The 16,814-nt window shown below is 68.4% G+C and carries 18 protein-coding genes and 2 tRNA genes; 15 read left to right on the top strand and 5 right to left on the bottom strand.

What is annotated here, in order from left to right; translation table 11 throughout:
• Positions 1-5: 5 nt before the first annotated feature.
• From AB0G10_RS39485 to AB0G10_RS39470, 4 genes are all read left to right on the top strand, one after another.
• Positions 6-1,043: a substrate-binding domain-containing protein gene (locus AB0G10_RS39485; RefSeq protein WP_360934323.1), complete on the top strand. Its 1,038-nt coding sequence runs from the start codon at positions 6-8 to the stop codon at positions 1,041-1,043.
• Between the two features lie 17 nt (positions 1,044-1,060).
• Positions 1,061-2,245 carry a Gfo/Idh/MocA family oxidoreductase gene (locus AB0G10_RS39480; protein ID WP_360934320.1) on the top strand — a complete coding sequence of 395 codons (1,185 nt, stop codon included), beginning with the start codon at positions 1,061-1,063 and terminating at the stop codon, positions 2,243-2,245.
• Between the two features lie 518 nt (positions 2,246-2,763).
• The gene (locus tag AB0G10_RS39475) at positions 2,764-3,654 is read left to right on the top strand and encodes a hypothetical protein (protein ID WP_360934317.1); all 891 of its coding nucleotides are present in this window, start codon (positions 2,764-2,766) and stop codon (positions 3,652-3,654) included.
• A 178-nt stretch (positions 3,655-3,832) separates the two neighbouring features.
• The gene (locus AB0G10_RS39470; protein ID WP_360934314.1) at positions 3,833-4,840 is read left to right on the top strand and encodes a sugar phosphate isomerase/epimerase family protein; all 1,008 of its coding nucleotides are present in this window, start codon (positions 3,833-3,835) and stop codon (positions 4,838-4,840) included.
• 62 nt (positions 4,841-4,902) lie between these two features.
• Here the strand turns inward: AB0G10_RS39470 and AB0G10_RS39465 are convergent, their stop codons facing one another.
• A complete protein-coding gene (locus AB0G10_RS39465; RefSeq protein WP_360934311.1) occupies positions 4,903-5,238 on the bottom strand; it encodes a hypothetical protein in 336 nt (111 codons plus the stop codon).
• Positions 5,239-5,435: 197 nt separating this feature from the next.
• Between AB0G10_RS39465 and AB0G10_RS39460 the strand changes: the two genes are divergently transcribed.
• From AB0G10_RS39460 to AB0G10_RS39410, 11 genes are all read left to right on the top strand, one after another.
• Positions 5,436-5,511 (top strand) — tRNA-Asn (locus AB0G10_RS39460).
• A 208-nt stretch (positions 5,512-5,719) separates the two neighbouring features.
• Complete coding sequence (locus AB0G10_RS39455) at positions 5,720-6,985, top strand: NAD(P)/FAD-dependent oxidoreductase (RefSeq protein ID WP_360934308.1); 1,266 nt, start codon at positions 5,720-5,722, stop codon at positions 6,983-6,985.
• A complete protein-coding gene (locus tag AB0G10_RS39450; RefSeq protein ID WP_360934305.1) occupies positions 6,982-7,152 on the top strand; it encodes a hypothetical protein in 171 nt (56 codons plus the stop codon). Before AB0G10_RS39455 ends, AB0G10_RS39450 begins: the two co-directional genes overlap by 4 nt.
• 51 nt (positions 7,153-7,203) lie before the next feature.
• Positions 7,204-7,280 (top strand) — tRNA-Ile (locus tag AB0G10_RS39445).
• A gap of 226 nt (positions 7,281-7,506) precedes the next feature.
• A complete protein-coding gene (locus tag AB0G10_RS39440; RefSeq protein ID WP_360934302.1) occupies positions 7,507-7,818 on the top strand; it encodes a hypothetical protein in 312 nt (103 codons plus the stop codon).
• 235 nt (positions 7,819-8,053) lie between these two features.
• Positions 8,054-8,329 carry a type II toxin-antitoxin system prevent-host-death family antitoxin gene (locus tag AB0G10_RS39435; RefSeq protein WP_360934622.1) on the top strand — a complete coding sequence of 92 codons (276 nt, stop codon included), beginning with the start codon at positions 8,054-8,056 and terminating at the stop codon, positions 8,327-8,329.
• Complete coding sequence (locus tag AB0G10_RS39430) at positions 8,326-8,583, top strand: Txe/YoeB family addiction module toxin (RefSeq protein ID WP_360934299.1); 258 nt, start codon at positions 8,326-8,328, stop codon at positions 8,581-8,583. The genes AB0G10_RS39435 and AB0G10_RS39430 overlap by 4 nt, the downstream gene beginning before the upstream one ends.
• A gap of 368 nt (positions 8,584-8,951) precedes the next feature.
• Positions 8,952-9,083 carry a hypothetical protein gene (locus tag AB0G10_RS39425; RefSeq protein ID WP_360934296.1) on the top strand — a complete coding sequence of 44 codons (132 nt, stop codon included), beginning with the start codon at positions 8,952-8,954 and terminating at the stop codon, positions 9,081-9,083.
• Positions 9,080-10,219, top strand: a complete 1,140-nt coding sequence (locus AB0G10_RS39420) for a hypothetical protein (protein WP_360934293.1) — start codon at positions 9,080-9,082, stop codon at positions 10,217-10,219. Before AB0G10_RS39425 ends, AB0G10_RS39420 begins: the two co-directional genes overlap by 4 nt.
• A 44-nt stretch (positions 10,220-10,263) precedes the next feature.
• Positions 10,264-12,624, top strand: coding sequence for a DEAD/DEAH box helicase family protein (locus AB0G10_RS39415; protein WP_360934290.1), 2,361 nt, complete (start codon positions 10,264-10,266; stop codon positions 12,622-12,624).
• Positions 12,625-12,648: 24 nt separating this feature from the next.
• A complete protein-coding gene (locus AB0G10_RS39410) occupies positions 12,649-12,846 on the top strand; it encodes a hypothetical protein (RefSeq protein WP_360934287.1) in 198 nt (65 codons plus the stop codon).
• 370 nt (positions 12,847-13,216) lie between these two features.
• On the opposite strand, the gene AB0G10_RS39405 is transcribed toward AB0G10_RS39410, so the two are convergent.
• Genes AB0G10_RS39405 through AB0G10_RS39390 form a run of 4 tightly spaced genes read right to left on the bottom strand, consistent with a single transcriptional unit; the run spans position 13,217 to position 16,814 of the window.
• Complete coding sequence (locus tag AB0G10_RS39405) at positions 13,217-13,804, bottom strand: TetR/AcrR family transcriptional regulator (protein WP_360934284.1); 588 nt, start codon at positions 13,802-13,804, stop codon at positions 13,217-13,219.
• Entirely contained in the window at positions 13,789-14,355 is a 567-nt protein-coding gene (locus AB0G10_RS39400; protein WP_360934281.1) for a TetR/AcrR family transcriptional regulator, read from the bottom strand. Before AB0G10_RS39400 ends, AB0G10_RS39405 begins: the two co-directional genes overlap by 16 nt.
• Positions 14,355-16,124 carry a cytosine permease gene (locus AB0G10_RS39395; protein WP_360934278.1) on the bottom strand — a complete coding sequence of 590 codons (1,770 nt, stop codon included), beginning with the start codon at positions 16,122-16,124 and terminating at the stop codon, positions 14,355-14,357. Before AB0G10_RS39395 ends, AB0G10_RS39400 begins: the two co-directional genes overlap by 1 nt.
• 6 nt (positions 16,125-16,130) lie before the next feature.
• Complete coding sequence (locus AB0G10_RS39390) at positions 16,131-16,814, bottom strand: ATP-binding cassette domain-containing protein (RefSeq protein WP_360934275.1); 684 nt, start codon at positions 16,812-16,814, stop codon at positions 16,131-16,133.

The following is a 16,814-nucleotide window of genomic DNA, read 5'->3' as shown; positions in this document are numbered from 1 at the left end:
CAATAATGTCCTCATTGTCCCGTAGGCGCGTTCTGTTCGGCGGCGCCGCCGTCGGCGCCGGCGCCCTGCTCACCGCCTGCACCAGCAACGACACCTCCAACAACGCTCAGGTCAACACGAACAGCGGCAACGAGAACGCCGCTCCCGGCGAGAAGGTGGTCATCGGCTTCACCGCCCCGGCCGCCGACCACGGCTGGATCGCCGCGATCACCAACAACGCCAAGGCCCAGGCCGCCCAGTACGAAGACGTCGAGCTCAAGGTCACCGAGGCCGGCGCGGACGCGGCGGCGCAGCGGGCGGCGATCTCCACGATGATCGCCCAGAAGCCGACCATCATCGTGATGCTCCCGCACGACGGCAAGGAGCTGAACTCCTCCGCCGAGGAGGCGATGCGGGCCGGCATCCCGGTGGTCAACCTGGACCGGGCGTTCCCCTCGCAGGACGCGTACCGGCTGCAGATCAAGGGGGACAACTACGGCATGGGGCTGGCCGCCGGGGCGTACATCGGCGAGCAGCTCAAGGCCAAGGGCGTCAGCAATCCGATCATCGGCGAGATCCCCGGCATCGACTCGCTGGAGCTGACCCAGGAGCGGTCGAAGGGCTTCAACGACTCGCTCGCGATCTACGGCTTCAAGGTCGCCAACCGCCGGCCCGCCGACTTCACCATCGACGGCGGCCAGAAGGCGGCGACCGACCTGCTCCAGGCGCTGCCCAGGATGGACGCGCTCTGGAACCACGACGACGACCAGGGCGTCGGCGTGCTCGCCGCGATCCAGCAGGCGAACCGCAACGAGTTCTTCATGGTCGGCGGCGCCGGCGCGAAGTCCGCGATCGATCACATCGCCGCGGACGACTCGGTGCTCAAGGCGACGGTCACCTACAGCCCGTCGATGGCCTCCTCGGCCGTCTCGCTGGCCCGGCTGATCGCCCAGGGCAAGGGCATGGCCGACCTGGTGGAGCTGCAGGTGCCGAAGGAGATCACGCTCGCCTCCGAGACGATCACCAAGGAGAACGCCGCGCAGTACGCCAAGCTGGGATTCTGACCGAAACAGGAGGCGACATGTCTCAGGACCTGCGAGTCGGCATGGTCGGCTACGCGTTCATGGGGGCCGCGCACTCGCAGGCCTGGCGGACCGTCAACCACGCTTTCGACCTTCCGCTGCGCGCCCGGATGTCGGTGGTCTGCGGCCGTTCCGCCGGCGAGGTGGCCCGTGCGGCCACCCGGCTGGGCTGGGAGGGCCACACCACCGACTGGCGGGCGCTGGTCGAGAGCGACGAGATCGATCTGATCGACATCTGCACGCCGGGCGACACGCACGCCGAGATCGCTCTTGCGGCGCTTGCCTCCGGCAAGCACGTTCTCTGCGAGAAACCCCTGGCCAACTCGGTGGCTGAGGCGAGGGAGATGGCTGCGGCCGCTGCCCAGGCACAGACCAGGGGGGTACGGGCGATGTGCGGCTACAACTACCGGCGGGTGCCGGCGGTCGCGCTCATGCGGAACCTGGTGGCCGCCGGCCGGATCGGGCCGATCCGGCACGTGCGCGCGCAATATCTGCAGGACTGGATCGTCGATCCGGAGTTCCCGCTGGTCTGGCGGCTGCGCAAGGAGATCGCCGGATCCGGGGCGCTGGGCGACATCGGCGCGCACATCGTCGACCTCACCCAGTTCGTCACCGGGCAGTCGATCACGACGGTGTCGGCGCTGACCGAGACGTTCGTGCGGTCCCGCCCGCTGCCGTCGGCGTCGGCGGGCCTGGCCGCCTCCTCCAACGGGGCGGTGGCCGGCGAGGTGACCGTCGACGACGCCGCCCTCTTCCTGGCCCGGCTGGACGGGGGAGCGGTCGCCACGTACGAGGCGACCCGCTTCGCGACCGGCCGCAAGAACGCGTTGCGGGTCGAGCTCAACGGTGCGCTCGGCTCGCTCGCTTTCGACTTCGAGCGGATGAACGAGCTGGAGTTCTACGACGGCACCCGGCCCGGCCCGGAGCAGGGGTTCAGCCGGATCCTGGTCACCGAGCCGGACCACCCGTACGTCGGGGCCTGGTGGCCGCCGGGACACGGGATCGGGTACGAGCACTCGTTCACCCATGAGGTCCGTGACCTGATCGAGGACATCGCGGCGGGCCGGGAGCCGGCGCCGTCGTTCACCGACGCGCTCCAGGTGCAGCTCGTCCTGGACGCGGTCGAGCGCTCGGCCTCGACCGGTTCCTGGACCGGCGTCGAGACGGTGCTGGAGCCCGCCTGAACGCTCACTGAACGTCCCGCCAGGGTCGGCGAGGGACGGCGCGGCTGCGCCCCGCGCCGGCCGGCCGTGGCGGGCTGGGCTGCTCTTCGCGGAACCGCCCGTGTGCATTCGCACCGGTTCGCGGCACGCGCCGAACGCACGGGCAGGCGGCCGGTGCATGTCCGTTTGTTCAGAGTCTGAACACGAACGGTGTCCGACTCTGCTCTTCTTTGGGGTGACGGCGAAACCTACTCGCTGGTCACCCATGTCGCGTGTATTGACTTATGTCAATCGTGACGCCCGATTTCGATCATGTTGTGGCCGGTCACGGTGTCGCACGGGGGGTGCGCCGATGATCCGTGATGCGACGCACTCTCGTATCCGAGGACATGCATTCCACGGATGGAGGCGGCTATGGCGACCCGGCAGTACGGCAGCGGTCGATCCGAGACAGGTCCCCGGATGGTCCATACTGGAGGCGTTAGCACGAGCGAATGCACGTGCACCTGCACGGGAGACCTCGTCCGGGGAGGATATTGATGCGGTTGCGCCATCCTTCCGGCCGGATCGTGCATCTCAGCTGCGGCATCAGCCTAGACCACGCTGAGTCGCCGTCCGCCGGGCTGGAACTGCTCGACGCGGCCGCCTCCGACCTCAGATCCCGCTTCGGGACCGGACTTCTCGGCGTCGCCCTCCGGCTTCCGTACCCTCTCGCCGCCGCCCTCGCCGACGACGGGCGTGCCCGCACCCGGCTGCGTGCCGACCTCGACGCCAAGGGGCTCGAGGTCGTCACGCTGAGCGGCGTGCCCGACGCCGAGGGCGGCGGCGAGAACACCCCGGGGGACTGGTCCGAGACGTCGCGGGTCCGCCACACGCTCGACCTCGCCCGGATCCTCGTCGATCTGCTGCCCTTCGAGGAGGTCCGCGGCGCGATCGCGACGATCGGCCTGGGCCGGCACGCGGACTGGGACGAGAACCGGCAGAAGGCCGGCGCCCGGCACCTGTCCCGCCTCTCCGGCGGCCTCGCCGACCTCGCCTGGCGGGTCGGCCGCGCGGTCCGGTGCGGCTTCCAGCCCGGTCCCGGCGGCGTCCTGGACAGCCCGGAGCAGACCGTCGCGGCGCTCACCCGGGTCGACAAGGACCGCCTCGGCGTCTGCCTCGACCTCGCGAGCGTGGTCCGCGACTGGCCGGACCCGGCCGCCGGCATCGACCGGATCACCGACGCCGGCCTCTCGGTGATAACCGCGCGGATCACCGACCCGGCCGCGGGCTGGCAGCCGGTGCTGCGGCACCTGCTGGCCGCGGACACCGCCCGCACCGAGTACGTGGACGTCGACACGGCGAACAGCGCGGCCGATCTCCCGTACGTCCTGGAGGAGCTCACCACCCTCGGCCTGGTGCCGGAGCAGCAACCCTGCATCGCGCCCTGATCCGGTCTTTCCTCCCGGCCGCGTGCGGCCGTAGAGTTCGGGTGGGGCATCGCCGACGCGGCGGGCCGGCCCGGGTGGCGCAGACCCGGCCGGACTCTCACCCGTCCGCCCGCGTGCCCGCATGAGCCGGTTCTTCCCTCGCCGGCCCGGCCTTTGCGGTTCATCTGAGGGAGGATCAATGGCACGACCCATCACGCTCTTCACCGGTCAGTGGGCTGACCTGCCGTTCGAAGAGGTGTGCCGGCTCGCGTCCGAGTGGGGCTACGACGGTCTGGAGATCGCCTGCTGGGGCGACCACTTCGAGGTGGACCGGGCGCTCGGCGAGGACGGGTATCTCGACCGCAAGCACGAGCAGCTCGCCAAGCACAACCTGAAGTGCTTCGCGATCTCGAACCACCTGGTCGGCCAGGCCGTCTGCGACCACCCGATCGACGAGCGGCACCAGGACATCCTGCCGGCCGCGATCTGGGGCGACGGCGACGCGGAGGGGGTGCGGCAGCGGGCCGCCGAGCGGATGAAGGACACCGCGCGGGCGGCGGCGCGCTTCGGGGTTCGTACCGTGGTGGGCTTCACCGGATCGTCGATCTGGCACACCGTCGCGATGTTCCCGCCGGTGCCCGCCTCGATGATCGAGCGCGGGTACGCCGACTTCGCCGACCGCTGGAACCCGATTCTCGACGTCTTCGACGAGGTCGGCGTCCGGTTCGCGCACGAGGTGCACCCCAGCGAGATCGCCTACGACTACTGGACCACCCGGCGCACGCTCGAGGCGATCGGCAACCGGCCGGCGTTCGGCCTCAACTGGGATCCGTCGCACTTCGTCTGGCAGGACCTCGACCCGGTCGGGTTCATCCTCGAGTTCGCCGACCGGATCTACCACGTGGACTGCAAGGACGCGAAGGTGCGCACCGGCGACGGGCGGCGCGGCCGGCTCAGCTCCCACCTGCCCTGGGCGGACCTGCGGCGCGGCTGGGACTTCGTGTCGACCGGGCACGGCGACGTGCCGTGGGAGGACTGCTTCCGAGCCTTGAACAGCATCGGGTACGAGGGGCCGCTCAGCATCGAGTGGGAGGACGCCGGGATGGACCGTCTCGTGGGTGCGCCGGAAGCCCTCAAGTTCGTGCGGGGGCTGGCGTTCGACACGCCGTCGGCCGCCTTCGACGCCGCCTTCTCGTCGTCGTCCTGACCCTCTTCATGCCGTAGGGCCGTCCCGCAGTCGGTGCGGGACGGCCCTACGGCAAAACCGGCTCAGTACGTGGTGCCGGTGCTGGTGCTGCCCTTCGACCCGGCGAGCGAGTCACTGGGGGCCAGCAGCTCGTCCGTGGAGTCGGAGCTCGTGGTGCTGCCGGTCGTGCCCGTGGTGCTCAGCTTCTCTCCGAGCTTGGACGACTGGATCTTGTCCTTGCCCTCGGAGTAGAGCTTGTTGGCCTGCGCCTGGGCGACCCCGGCCGCCTCCTGAACCGTCGGGTTCTCCCAGATCTTCTGGGCGTTGGCCCGGATCTCCTCGTACTTCTCCCGGCCGGCACGGCTGCCCAGGACGAAGCCCGCCGCGAGACCGGTGAGGAACATCAGCTTTCCGCGCATGGTGGCGGCTCCTTCCGTTCATGACGCGCGTGCGTCTTGGAGGGGTGCATACCCATCCTGTCGGGCCGATACTCCCCTTCACCGGGTTTCCCCGATGTCGCCCTCCAGGGGTGGGTATCCCCGTTGCTGAGGACCCGGGATGGTCATGTAGTCTGTTCTCCGTCGCCAGGGAAACCGGGCGGCGCGGAACAGAGCAATCCCCGATAGCTCAATTGGCAGAGCAGCCGGCTGTTAACCGGCAGGTTATTGGTTCGAGTCCAATTCGGGGAGCCACCTCCGGACCCCAGGCCTGATGGCCTGGGGTTTTCTGCTGTTCGACTCTGTATAGTCCGGCGGCCCGCCCGGCCCCCGCCCGGTGACGCGTATCTGACACTCGTACGCTCGCCCGCTTTTGATCTTGATGGTGTTTTCCTTTCGCCTCCTCGGCCCCTCATGCCCGGTTACGCTGAGTTCCGCGTTGAATGCAGCCAGTGAGGTGGTTATGTCGCAGCCGGTTGAGGTGGACGTCGTCATCGTCGGCGGCGGGCTCGCCGGACTGTCGGCCGCCCGCCGGCTCGACCGTGCCGGAGTGGAATGGCTCCTCGTGGAGGCCTCCGACCGGATCGGCGGACGCGTCGCCACCGACGTGATCGACGGCTGGCACCTGGACCGCGGCTTCCAGACGATCAACACGTCCTACCCCCGGCTCGCCGCCCTCGTCGACGTCGACGCGCTCGACATGCGCTACTTCACCTCCGGGGTCCTGGTCCGCCGCGGCAACGCGCTGCACCGCCTCGAGAACCCGCTGCGCGAACCGCTCGGCACCCCGAAGACGCTGCTCTCCGGCGTCGGCTCACTCGGCGACCGGCTGAAGTTCGCGGCCCTCGCCACCCGATGCGCCACCACACCCGTCGACAAACTCCTCGACATGCCGGAGACCACCACCCAGGAGATGCTGCGCAGGGCCGGCATCTCGCACCGGATGATCGAAGAGGTGCTGCGGCCGTTCTTCTCCGGCGTCTTCGGCGACCGGGCCCTCGACACCTCGAACCACGTCGCCGCCATGACACTGCGCTCCTTCACCCGCGGGCGGATCGGCGTGCCCTCCGCCGGGATGGCCGCCCTGCCGGCCGCGATCGCCGGGCCGCTGCCGTTCCCGCAACTCCTGATCGGGGCGCGCACCCTCTCCATCGGGCCCGGCATGGTCGTCACCGAAGGCGGCGAGATCCGGTGTCGAGCCGTGATCGTAGCCACTGACGCTCTGCATGCCTCCGAGCTGCTTCCTTCTTTGCTGGCGCGCCCCGACACCCATGGCCTCACCACGTTCTACTTCGGCGCCCCGCGAGCCCCCATCGACGAGCCGATCCTGCTCCTCGACGGCGACCGCCGGGAGATCGTCGCCAGCACCGTGGTGATGAGCAACGCCGCACCGGAATACGCCCCCGGCGGCATGAGCCTCATCGCCGCCAACGTCGTCGGCGTCTCCGCACCCTCCAGCGCCTCCGAGACCGTCATCCGGGTCGAGCTGTCCCGCATCTACGGCACCCCCACCGACGACTGGGAACTCCTCGAAGTGATCGCCATCCCGCACGCCCTCCCCGCCGCCCCGGTGCCGCAGACCCGCCTCCGCAAACCCGTAGCCCTCGGCGACGGCCTCTTCGTAGCGGGTGATCATCGCGACAGTCCGTCCACGCAGGGCGCCCTCGCCAGCGGCTGGCGGGCGGCCGGCGCGGTCCTGTCCTCACTGGGGGCGCGAGTCACGTCATGAGCGACTTCAATCCGGAGAATTACGCCGAATTCACCACGCAGGACGGCCCTCAGGAGCCGAGCGTGGGCGACGACGATCTACCGGCGATCGAGGACCTACAGCCCCCGGACATGGTCGTCGACCCGTCCCGGCAGATAGTCCTCCTGCCGAAATCCCTGGTGCAGTGATAGATCGCCTAGCTGTGGGCGTGGCGCACGGGATAGGATCGCCGCCGGTACGGGGCGGTAGCTCAGTGGGTTAGAGCAGGGGACTCATAATCCCTCGGTCGCGGGTTCGAGTCCCGCCCGCCCCACCAGTTGTGGCATTGCGCGAACCGCGCCGCCGGGCGCGGTCTGCTGGCTGGGCACCCGGAAGATCGGGATGACCTTGTCGTTTTCGGTTATCCGGATCTCCGCGATCAATTGTTCCACAGTGGACTTGCGTTCTGCCGAGGTGCCCTCGGCGATGATGCGGGCCAGGTGTTCGCGGATGTACTCGATCGTCGCGGGCGAGGGTGCGGTGGGTTCGTCCTCGATGGCGGTGTGCTTGCGGTTCTGCTCCTGTCCCTGGGTAGCAATGCATTCGGACCAGGCATCTACCCGGTCCTCGTCGGCTTGCTCATCTTCTTCGTCCTCTTCCAAGCGCCGGCCTACTGCGGGGCGATCAACCGACGTCGTGGTGCGGAGGTGGAGTTCTGTCGGAACAACTCCGCTGGTCTGCTCCTGGGCTGTCGTCTTCGCCAGCACATCGAGCGCGGCCCGAGGATCCTCCTCGCCGTCATGACGGCTCTCGTGATGATCTGCCCCGCCGGCTGCGTCGGCGGGGCGATCCAGGTGGAGATCCTCCAGCGCTGACAACGGCACTGACGACGGCGAGGTTGCCTGCCCGGATGCCCACCTGCGCGTGGGGCGCTGCGACGCGCCGTGAAGATGTCAGCCGCGGCGCTGCGGCGAGACCGGCCTCGCCCGTCTCTATCGGGTGCCATGGGTGCAACCCACACACCGATCAGCCCAGAACGTTCGGCGGTCAGCACCCTGTCGCCTGCTATCCATGGGAGTACAGTTTTATGTACGTCCCATGGAGGTGGAGATGCGAACGGTGAACTTCACTCAGCTGCGACAGAACCTTGCCGCGGAGCTCGACAGCGTGGTCGACGATGCCGAGGAGCTGGTAGTGACCCGCTCCGGGCACGAACCCGTCGTTATCGTGCCGCTGGCCGAGTATGAGTCGATGAAAGAGACCGAGTACCTGCTCCGTAGCCCCAGCAACGCTGAAGCTCTGCGCCGATCGATGGCCGAGCTGGACCGAGGCGAGGGCCATGAGCGGGCGCTCATCGACCCGGCCGTGGCGCAGGATGTGGCGTGAGGCTGATCTTTTCCGCGACAGCTTGGTCGCAGTACCTCAGTCACACGGACCGCAAGCTGATCAAGCGAATCAACGACCTGATCGCGGACGTCATGCGCAACGGCTACGAAGGCATCGGTAAACCCGAACCGCTTCGTGGAGAGTTGTCCGGCCTCTGGTCGCGGCGGATTGACCGTGAGCACCGGCTCGTTTATCGGATCAAGGATGGCGACGTCGAGATCGTCGCCTGCAAATACCACTACGGCGACAGGTGAATCCGGCCGGAGCCTGGTCGAGACGTCGTCTCGCGACAACTTCTCCTAGCGCAGCCCGGCGAGCCGAGGGTCACGGGGCTAACTCTTGACCGTCTTCCGTGCCGGCGGTTATGACACGGATCAGGCGGCTGTCGCGTCGTCACGCCGACGGAAGCGTTGCCTCCCGACCGGCCCGTGAGCTGGTCAAGCGTCCCTCCAGCGGGTTGCCGGTGACGGCCCAGTGGTTCGCATGGTGCAACGTCCGGCCCACCATATCTGCCTGGGGGCGACCCCCAGACCCCACGTTGCGGTGGTTGCGCGGGGTGGGTCGGCGTTAGCGGTCGTCGGCTGCTGGTGCAGAGCTGGAGGCGGTTCTCTATCCTGCGCGGGTGTCTTCGCTCAGTGATACCGAGATCGATGCCTTGGTCGCCGAGGCGGTCGTAGTTCCGGTGGTGGTCCGGAAGGTGGATCTGCGTTCGTCGGGGATCGAGGCGTACCAGTGGTGGGCGGTGGGCCGGTGAGCGAGTACCAGTACTACGAGTTCGTAGCGCTCGACCAGGCGTTGACGGCGAAGCAGCAGGGCGAGTTGCGGGCGGTGTCGTCTCGGGGCCGGATCACGTCGTCGGGTTTCGTCAACGACTACCAGTGGGGCGACCTCAAGGCTGACCCGGCCAAGTGGATGGAGCGGTACTTCGACGCGCATCTGTATCTGGCGAACTGGGGCACGCGGCGGATCATGCTGCGGCTGCCCCGAGCGTCGCTGGCACCGGAGACGGCGACGCGGTTCTGTGCCGGTGAGTCGGCTACCTCCTGGGCGACCCGTACACATGTGGTCATCGATCTTCGTAGTGAGGACGAGGACGGCGACGAGGACTGGTGGGACGAGGAGGGACGGCTTGCGGCGATCGTGCCGGTCCGCACGGAACTGGCCGGCGGTGATCGGCGGCTGCTGTATCTGGCCTGGCTGTTGTGCGTGCAGAACCGGGAACTGGACGATGACGAGCCGGAGCCTCCGGTCCCGGCCGGATTGGCCACACTGAGCGGACCGTTGCGGGCATTGGCCGACTTCCTTCGCCTGGACCCTGATCTGCTGAACGCGGCGGCAGCGGCGAGCCAGCCGTTGACCGAGAAGGAGCCTTCCGCCGCCGCGCTACGCCTCTGGGTGAAGGCCCTGCCGATGGCGGACAAGGACGAGATGTTGGTGCGGGTGCTGCGTGGCGATGCCGGGTTGCTGCGGTCGGAGTTGCTGCGGCGGTTCCACGGTGCGACAGAGGAGTCGTCTGCCGTGGAAGGACGGACCGCCGGGGGCCTGCTCGCCGCCGCCGAGGAACGCTGCGCTGCACGGCAACAGCAAGAGCGGGAGCGTGAGGCGGCCGAGCGAAAGCGTCGTGAGGAAGCGGCCGCCGAGGCCCGCGAACAACGTCTGGACAAGATGGCACGGAACCCGGTCCGCACGTGGAACGAGGTGGACGAGTTGATCGCAACGAAACGCCCGAAGGACTACGACTTGGCGGTGATCCTGCTTTTGGATCTTCAGGCGCTGGCGGTACGGGAGGGCGAGATCTTCGCGTTCGCGGAGCAGATGATGCGGCTGCGGGAGCGGCATGCGCGCAAGCCGAGCTTGATCGACCGTTTTGACCGAGCCCGGCTTGACTGAGTCGGCTGTCGGGCTCGCGGCGACCGGCGTGTGAAGATTGGCCGGTGGTGTCCGTTGACGCGGTGACAGAGGACGAGGTCGCTCGGCTGCGTCGTGAGCTGGAGCGGTTACGGACGGAGAACCAGCGGCTGTCGCGTCTGCTGGATCTGCGGGGCCAGGACACCGCTCCTGCCCCGGAGCAACTCGCCGCGACGGCCACGCCAGGACCGGTCACGATGGCGTCGCCGGTGCGGGAGAAGCTCGCGTTCTACGCCAACCTGTTCCAGGCGCGGCGGGATGCTTATGCGAAGCGGTGGGAGAACAACCGGCTCGGTACGGCGGGCTGGTCTCCCGCGGTGGCGGGCGGCTGGCGCAAGGGGATGGACCGGCGCACGGCTGCCTATCTGCCGCTCACCGAGGAGGTGGTTGCCGCCCATTTGGTCGGCGACGTGTTTGTGGGCCTGTATCCGCTGCTCACCGACAACACCTGCCAATTCCTGGCCGCGGACTTCGACGGCAGCACCGCGATGCTCGATGCGCTGGCATATTGCAAAGCCGCCCGAGCCAGCGGCACCCCGGCGGCCCTGGAGATCTCCCAGTCGGGACGCGGGGCGCACGCCTGGATCTTCTTCACCCACCCGATTCCAGCTGCCACGGCCCGGGCAATCGGGACGGTCCTCCTGCACGAGGCCATGGTGCTGCGCGGCTCGATGGATCTGCGCTCGTACGACCGCCTGTTCCCGAACCAGGACGTCCTGCCTGACGGAGGTCTTGGGAACCTGATCGCGGCCCCGCTGCAGGGCCGGCGCCGCAAGGACGGTCTCACGCTCTTCCTCGACCTTGCGACCCTGGAACCATACGAGGACCAGTGGGCTTTCCTGTCGGTCCTCGACCGGCTCAGCCCCGGCGACGCGGAAAGAATCGCCCGCCGTGCCAAACAGGCCGTTGTGGGCGCCGGTGTGGCGAAGATGAGCAGGTCGGATGCAACGAGGGTCCACCCGCCATTGCCGATGACGGTGCAGGCAGACCTCGCGGCTGGCCTGAGTATCGACATCTCGCAACTGCCGGCGGCCGCGCTGGCCACGTTCAAGCATGCGGCCTCACTGTCCAATCCGAAGTTCTACGAGTTGCAGCGGCTCCGCAAGTCGACCTGGGACACGCCACGATTTCTTCGTGGGTACGACATCACGCTGGACGGTCGCCTGGTCCTGCCGCGCGGGTTGCGGCACGCCGTCGGGCGAATCGTCGAGGATGCCGGATCCCGGTTGGTGATCACGGATACGCGGGATGCCGGCCGTGAGATCGAGGTTGTTTTCACCGCCGAGTTGACCACCAGGCAAAGCGCCGGGGTGGGTGCGATGCTCGCCCACGACGACGGCATGCTGGTGGCGCCACCGGGCTCCGGCAAGACCGTCATGGCCTGCGCGATGATCGCGGAGCGTGCCACCTCGACCCTGATCCTCGTCGATCGCAAAGCGCTGGCCGAACAGTGGCGATCGCGCATCGAGCAGTTCCTCGGCGTACGACCGGGTCAGATCGGTGGCGGCCGGCGCAAGCTCACCGGTGTGGTGGATGTCGCGATGCTGCCCTCGCTGGCTCGGCATGTCGACGTCGTGGACCTCACCGCCGGGTACGGGCACGTGATCGTCGACGAATGTCACCACCTTGCTGCGGCCGCGTACGACCATGCGGTCAAGCGGATCGGTGCGCAGTTCTGGCTCGGGCTCACCGCGACGCCGTCCCGCCGTGACGGCCTGGGCGAACTCGTGACCTGGCAGCTCGGCCCTGTCCGGCACACCGTGACCGACGAGGACCCGGATACGCTCGCCGCCGTCTGGCAGGAGGAGGTCGGTCCGCGCCGCCTGTTGTTCGTGCACGAGACCCAGTTCCGGGCTGATGAGCAGGACCTGGCGTCACCGGGCGCACTGGCGGCCGTACACCGATCCCTCATCGGGGATGAAACACGAAACACCCAGATCGTCGACGACGTCGCGGCAGCACTCGCCAAAGGGCGCAACTGTCTCGTGCTGACCCGCCGCGTCGCCCACGTCGAAACGCTGGCTTCGCTCCTCGCGGATCGCGGACACCAAGCACTCCGGTTACAGGGCGGCATGACCGTTGCGGATCGGCGTGCGGCTGTCGACCGGCTCGCCGAGGCGAAGGCCGGCGACGGGATCCTGGTCATCGGCACCACGCCGTTCATCGGCGAAGGGTTCGACGCACCCGCACTCGACACCCTGTTCCTGGCCGGGCCGATCTCCTTCGACGGTCTTCTGGTCCAGTGCGCAGGCAGGGTCATCCGCGCGGCGCCTGGAAAGGACGTCGCGGAGGTGCACGACTACCACGACCCGGCGACGCCGATCGTTGCCGTTTCACTGCAGCGCCGTATGCCCGGCTATCGAGCGCTGGGTTTCGCCAAGTCGTAGCGGCTTTCGGATTTTTCGAATAGCGTGCTCTACCCGGCTTACCTGTGCGACACGTTGCTTCGCCTCGCCGAAGCCTCCGCGTACCGGCCGCTCTGGTCGGCCGACGTCTTCGCCGAACTGCGTCGCAACCTCATCGGCCGCGGGTTGCCACCGGATCGGGTCGATCGGCGGCTCGGCAGGATGAGCCGGTCATTTCCCGACGCCTTGGTCACCGATCTCTGATCGTCGACGACGTTGCGTTGGTCTTCGCCAAGGAGCGTGACTGACGTTCTGGACGCGCTCCTTGCCGGACGGGTCCTGGGTGGGCCGCATTCCTTGGACGGCCCGCTGATCCACTGCGCCGGCCGGGTGCTGCCGTGCGCCGGGCTTCGTTGAGTTCATTGCCGCAGCGTGGGCAGGTGATCAGGCCTGTCAGGTGGTGGTCGGAGTCGCTCATGGTGCGCTGCTTGTGGGTGTCGGTCCGGGTCTCGCCAGCAGGGCGCGGAGGCGGCGCTGGGCTTCGCCGAGCCGTAGCGGAGACGCAGCTTCTATCTGACGGAGTCGTCTGAGAGCCGTCCACGCTCGCGGACATCCCGCGAGCTGGGTGCTCCCGCTATGAGGCGACGCGATCGCGGATGCTGTCGAGCACCGCCTCCGCCGCCCAGGCAGCGGCGTCGGCGATGTCTCGGCGGTCCATACCGAACTCGCGGTGGAACGTCACCCAGGTTCCGGCGGAGTCGAGGTGCGACAGCGCCGCGATGATCGCCCGGCGCTCCGCCTTGTCGAGGGACGGCACCTCGGCGTCCAGCAGGCGTTCGAGGTGCGCCCGGCCGGGCGAGGGCGCCGCACCGCTCACGCCGCGCATCGCGGTCTCGGCGACGACGTGCGCGAGCTCCGGGCGTGCGTCGTACCGTTGCATCGCGTCCCTGATCGCGAGGGGGATGTCGAAGATCGAGTGCGACTCCTCGCGGACGAACAGCGTCGCCTCGATCCAGGCCGCCGTCGCCAGCAGCAGATCGACGCGGGTGGGATAGTTGCGGAACACCGTGCGCTCGGCGATGCCGGCCCGGCGCGCGATCACCCGGTACGACACGTCGTCGCTGCCGAGCTCCTCGATCAGTTCGGCGTAGGCGGCGAGGATCGCCGCTTGTGTGCCGCTCAGCGCCGGGACCGCCGCCGGCTCGGTCACGGCTTCGCCCACGTCGCGTCCGGCAGCCTGGCGAGCACGGTGCCCACCGCCCGGTCGAACGCGTCGCAGATCTCGTCGGCGTCCAGGTCGAAGCTGGCGCGCAGTCGCGCCCAGAACATCGACGACGAGAAGTAGCGCAGCGACGCCGCGACCCGCTGCCGGTCCCGCCGGTTGAGTGTCGGCGCCGCCACCTCGAGCATCGCGTCGATCGCTCGCGTGATGTAGGCGGGCTCGGTGTCGATCGTCGGTGAGATCGCGGACGCCCGCGCGCCGACGTACGCATAGGCCGGTAGCGCGTCGAAGGCGTGGAAGCGCTCGTGCGCGGCGGCGCAGAAATCGGAGACGGTCACGAACGGCGGCAGCGGGAAGCTGGTCTGCTCGATCCAGTTCGAGAGGGCGGCGAGCAGGTGCGCGCGCGTGGGGTACTGGCGGTAGATCGTACGCTCCGAGATGCCGACCTCGTCGGCGAGGGCACGGTAGGAGATGTCGTCGAACGTGCACTCACGCAGCAGCACCGCAGCGCTCGCGAGAATCGCGGTCGCGGTGCCGACCGGCTCCTCCATCACGTCTCTCCCCGTCGTTGGGATGCCCTGCGGGTGGCTGCTCGGCGTAGGGGCCCGGCGACTTCCGGGGGGAGCACGTAGTGATCGGAATCGTCGAGCGTGAGCGCCAGCGACGAGACGTACTGCACTTCGCCGTGCGGTCCCCGTTCAGCCGAGGCCAGCATATCCGGCCGCTCGAAGGTGTACCCGGTGACATGACAGCGGAGCCGCTCACCCGAGGGGTTGCCGTTGTCGTCGAACCGGGGGGAGTCGATCCCGTCGGAGCGACGGCGCAGGTAGTAGCGGCCGCGTGTGGCAAGTGCCACGGCCGGCGTGGCCACGACCGCGACGCCGATCGCGATGAGCACCGAGAACGGCTTGACCGCGGCGCCGAACACCCCGGCGAACGCGAGCAGCGACAGCACCGAGGCGAGCCCCACCGAGACGGGCCCGACAGGGTTCCAGTCGTGCAGCATGCCGCGGCGGAACTCGGGGAAACGCGGCGAGATACGCAGCACCCACTTGTTGATCGCGATATCGGTGGCAATCGTCACGAGCCATGCCATGACGACGTTCGCGTAGAGGCTCAGCACGAAGGAGATGAGGGTGAAGACGTCCAGCATCATGAGCACGTAGGCGATCACGAGGTTGAACAGCACGAAGATCGTGCGACCCGGGTAGTGCTTCGCCACCCGGGTGAAGACGTTCGACCACGCGAGCGAGCCCGAGTACGCGTTCGTCACGTTGATCTTCACCTGCGCGACCACGATGAGCACCAGGGCGAGGACGATCGCGAGCCAGTCGGGCAGGAGAGTCTGATACATCACGACGAACTGCTTGGCCGGTTCGGTCGCCTCGTGCCCGAGAGTGGGTTCGACCTTCACCAGCAGGTAGACGGCGAGGAACACCCCGATCACCTGCTTGGTGCCGCTGAAGACGATCCAGCCCGGGCCGGCGAACGCGAACGACGCCCACCACGAGCGGGTGTTCGACGGCGTTCGCGGCGGCATGGCGCGGAGATAGTCGATCTGCTCCGCGAGTTGTGGGGTGAGTGCGAAGCACACGGCCGCGCTCGAGATCACGGCGCCGAAGCTGATCGAACCGTCGGATTCGCCGGTGAACGACGTGAAGGCGCGAACCGCCTCGGGGTCGGAGACGACGATCCACAGCAGCGGCAGCAGGGCGAGGGCGAGCCACAGGGGCGTGGTCCAGAACTGCAGGCGCTCCAGCGCACGCATGCCGTAGATGACGATCGGGATCACGACGACCGTCGAGATGAGATAGCCGAGCCACAGCGGCATCCCCGTCGCCAGCTGGAGGCCTTGCGCCATGATGGCGCCTTCCAGGGCGAAGAAGATGCAGGTGAAGCCCGCGAAGATCACCGTCGTGATGATGGAGCCGTAGTAGCCGAATCCCGCGCCGCGGGCGATGAGATCGAGGTCGAGGTTGTAGCGGGCGCCGTAGTAGGCGACGGGCACACCCACGATGAGAATGATGACCGACGCGAACACGATGCCGAGCACGGCGTTGGAGGTGCCGTGGTCGATGCCGATGCTCGCGCCGATCGAGAAGTCGGCGAGGAATGCGATGGATCCGAGCGCGGTCGCGCCGACGGAGGCTGCGCTCCAGCGCCGGAAGGTCCGCGGGACATATCGGAAGGCGTAGTCCTCTAGGCTGTCCTCTGCGGCCGCGCGCGCGTTGTCCGTCGACACAGTGGCATCCCCTAAGGCACCTTGCGTGGGGGCATCCTCCCTATCCGGTGTTACGACGGCATTGCGGACGTGGGTCATGACGGCTCAGATCGCCATGGCGGCTCGCACCGTGGACGTGGCTGCCATGCCACCCACCCCGGTCTGCGTGACGAAGCCCGAGGCGAGCACGACATAACGCTCGGCGGCCTCGAGGGCGAAGCCGATGTGCTGCTCGACGAGCAGCACATCGATGCCCTCCTCGGCGAGCTGCACGATGGTCTGCTCGATCTCGGCGACGATCGTGGGCTGGATGCCCTCGGTGGGCTCGTCGAGGATGAGCAGCTTCGGCTGGGTGATGAGGGCGCGGGCGATCGCGAGCTGCTGGCGCTGCCCGCCGGAGAGCAGGCCGGCCTTACGGGCGGCGAACTGTTCCAGAGCGGGGAAGCGAGCCATCTGTGCTTCGATGAGCGCCTTGCCGTTCCGGCGCCCGTCGGCGACGAGCTGCAGGTTCTCCAACGTCGTGAGCTGGCCGAACGATTGCTGGCCCTGGGGCACGTACGCCATGCCGCGAGCGACGCGCTGGTTCGGGGCGAGCGAGGTGACGTCCTCGCCGTCGAACACCACGCGGCCCCTCGTCGGCTTGATGAGGCCGATCGCGAGGCGCAGCAGGGTGGTCTTGCCGGCGCCGTTGTGGCCGAGCACCGCCACCACCTTGCCGGCCGGCACCGTCACACCGTGCAGCACCCGCGTGCGACCGTAACCGGCCTCGATGTCGGTGAGCTCCAGCAT

This window comes from Actinoplanes sp. NPDC023714 (assembly GCF_040639855.1).
Classification (GTDB): Bacteria; Actinomycetota; Actinomycetes; order Mycobacteriales; family Micromonosporaceae; genus Actinoplanes.
The sequence above is the reverse complement of the archived record's forward strand: the minus strand, read 5'-3'. Positions and strand labels throughout refer to the sequence as shown.

Coding starts and splice junctions, on each gene's coding strand:
- AB0G10_RS39470 (WP_360934314.1), top strand. CDS start 3,833: ATGGCACGACCCATCACGCTCTTCACCGGTCAGTGGGCTGACCTGCCG.
- AB0G10_RS39480 (WP_360934320.1), top strand. CDS start 1,061: ATGTCTCAGGACCTGCGAGTCGGCATGGTCGGCTACGCGTTCATGGGG.
- AB0G10_RS39475 (WP_360934317.1), top strand. CDS start 2,764: ATGCGGTTGCGCCATCCTTCCGGCCGGATCGTGCATCTCAGCTGCGGC.
- AB0G10_RS39455 (WP_360934308.1), top strand. CDS start 5,720: ATGTCGCAGCCGGTTGAGGTGGACGTCGTCATCGTCGGCGGCGGGCTC.
- AB0G10_RS39400 (WP_360934281.1), bottom strand. CDS start 14,355: ATGGAGGAGCCGGTCGGCACCGCGACCGCGATTCTCGCGAGCGCTGCG.
- AB0G10_RS39485 (WP_360934323.1), top strand. CDS start 6: ATGTCCTCATTGTCCCGTAGGCGCGTTCTGTTCGGCGGCGCCGCCGTC.
- AB0G10_RS39450 (WP_360934305.1), top strand. CDS start 6,982: ATGAGCGACTTCAATCCGGAGAATTACGCCGAATTCACCACGCAGGAC.
- AB0G10_RS39465 (WP_360934311.1), bottom strand. CDS start 5,238: ATGCGCGGAAAGCTGATGTTCCTCACCGGTCTCGCGGCGGGCTTCGTC.
- AB0G10_RS39435 (WP_360934622.1), top strand. CDS start 8,054: ATGCGAACGGTGAACTTCACTCAGCTGCGACAGAACCTTGCCGCGGAG.
- AB0G10_RS39390 (WP_360934275.1), bottom strand. CDS start 16,814: ATGCTGGAGCTCACCGACATCGAGGCCGGTTACGGTCGCACGCGGGTG.
- AB0G10_RS39395 (WP_360934278.1), bottom strand. CDS start 16,124: ATGACCCACGTCCGCAATGCCGTCGTAACACCGGATAGGGAGGATGCC.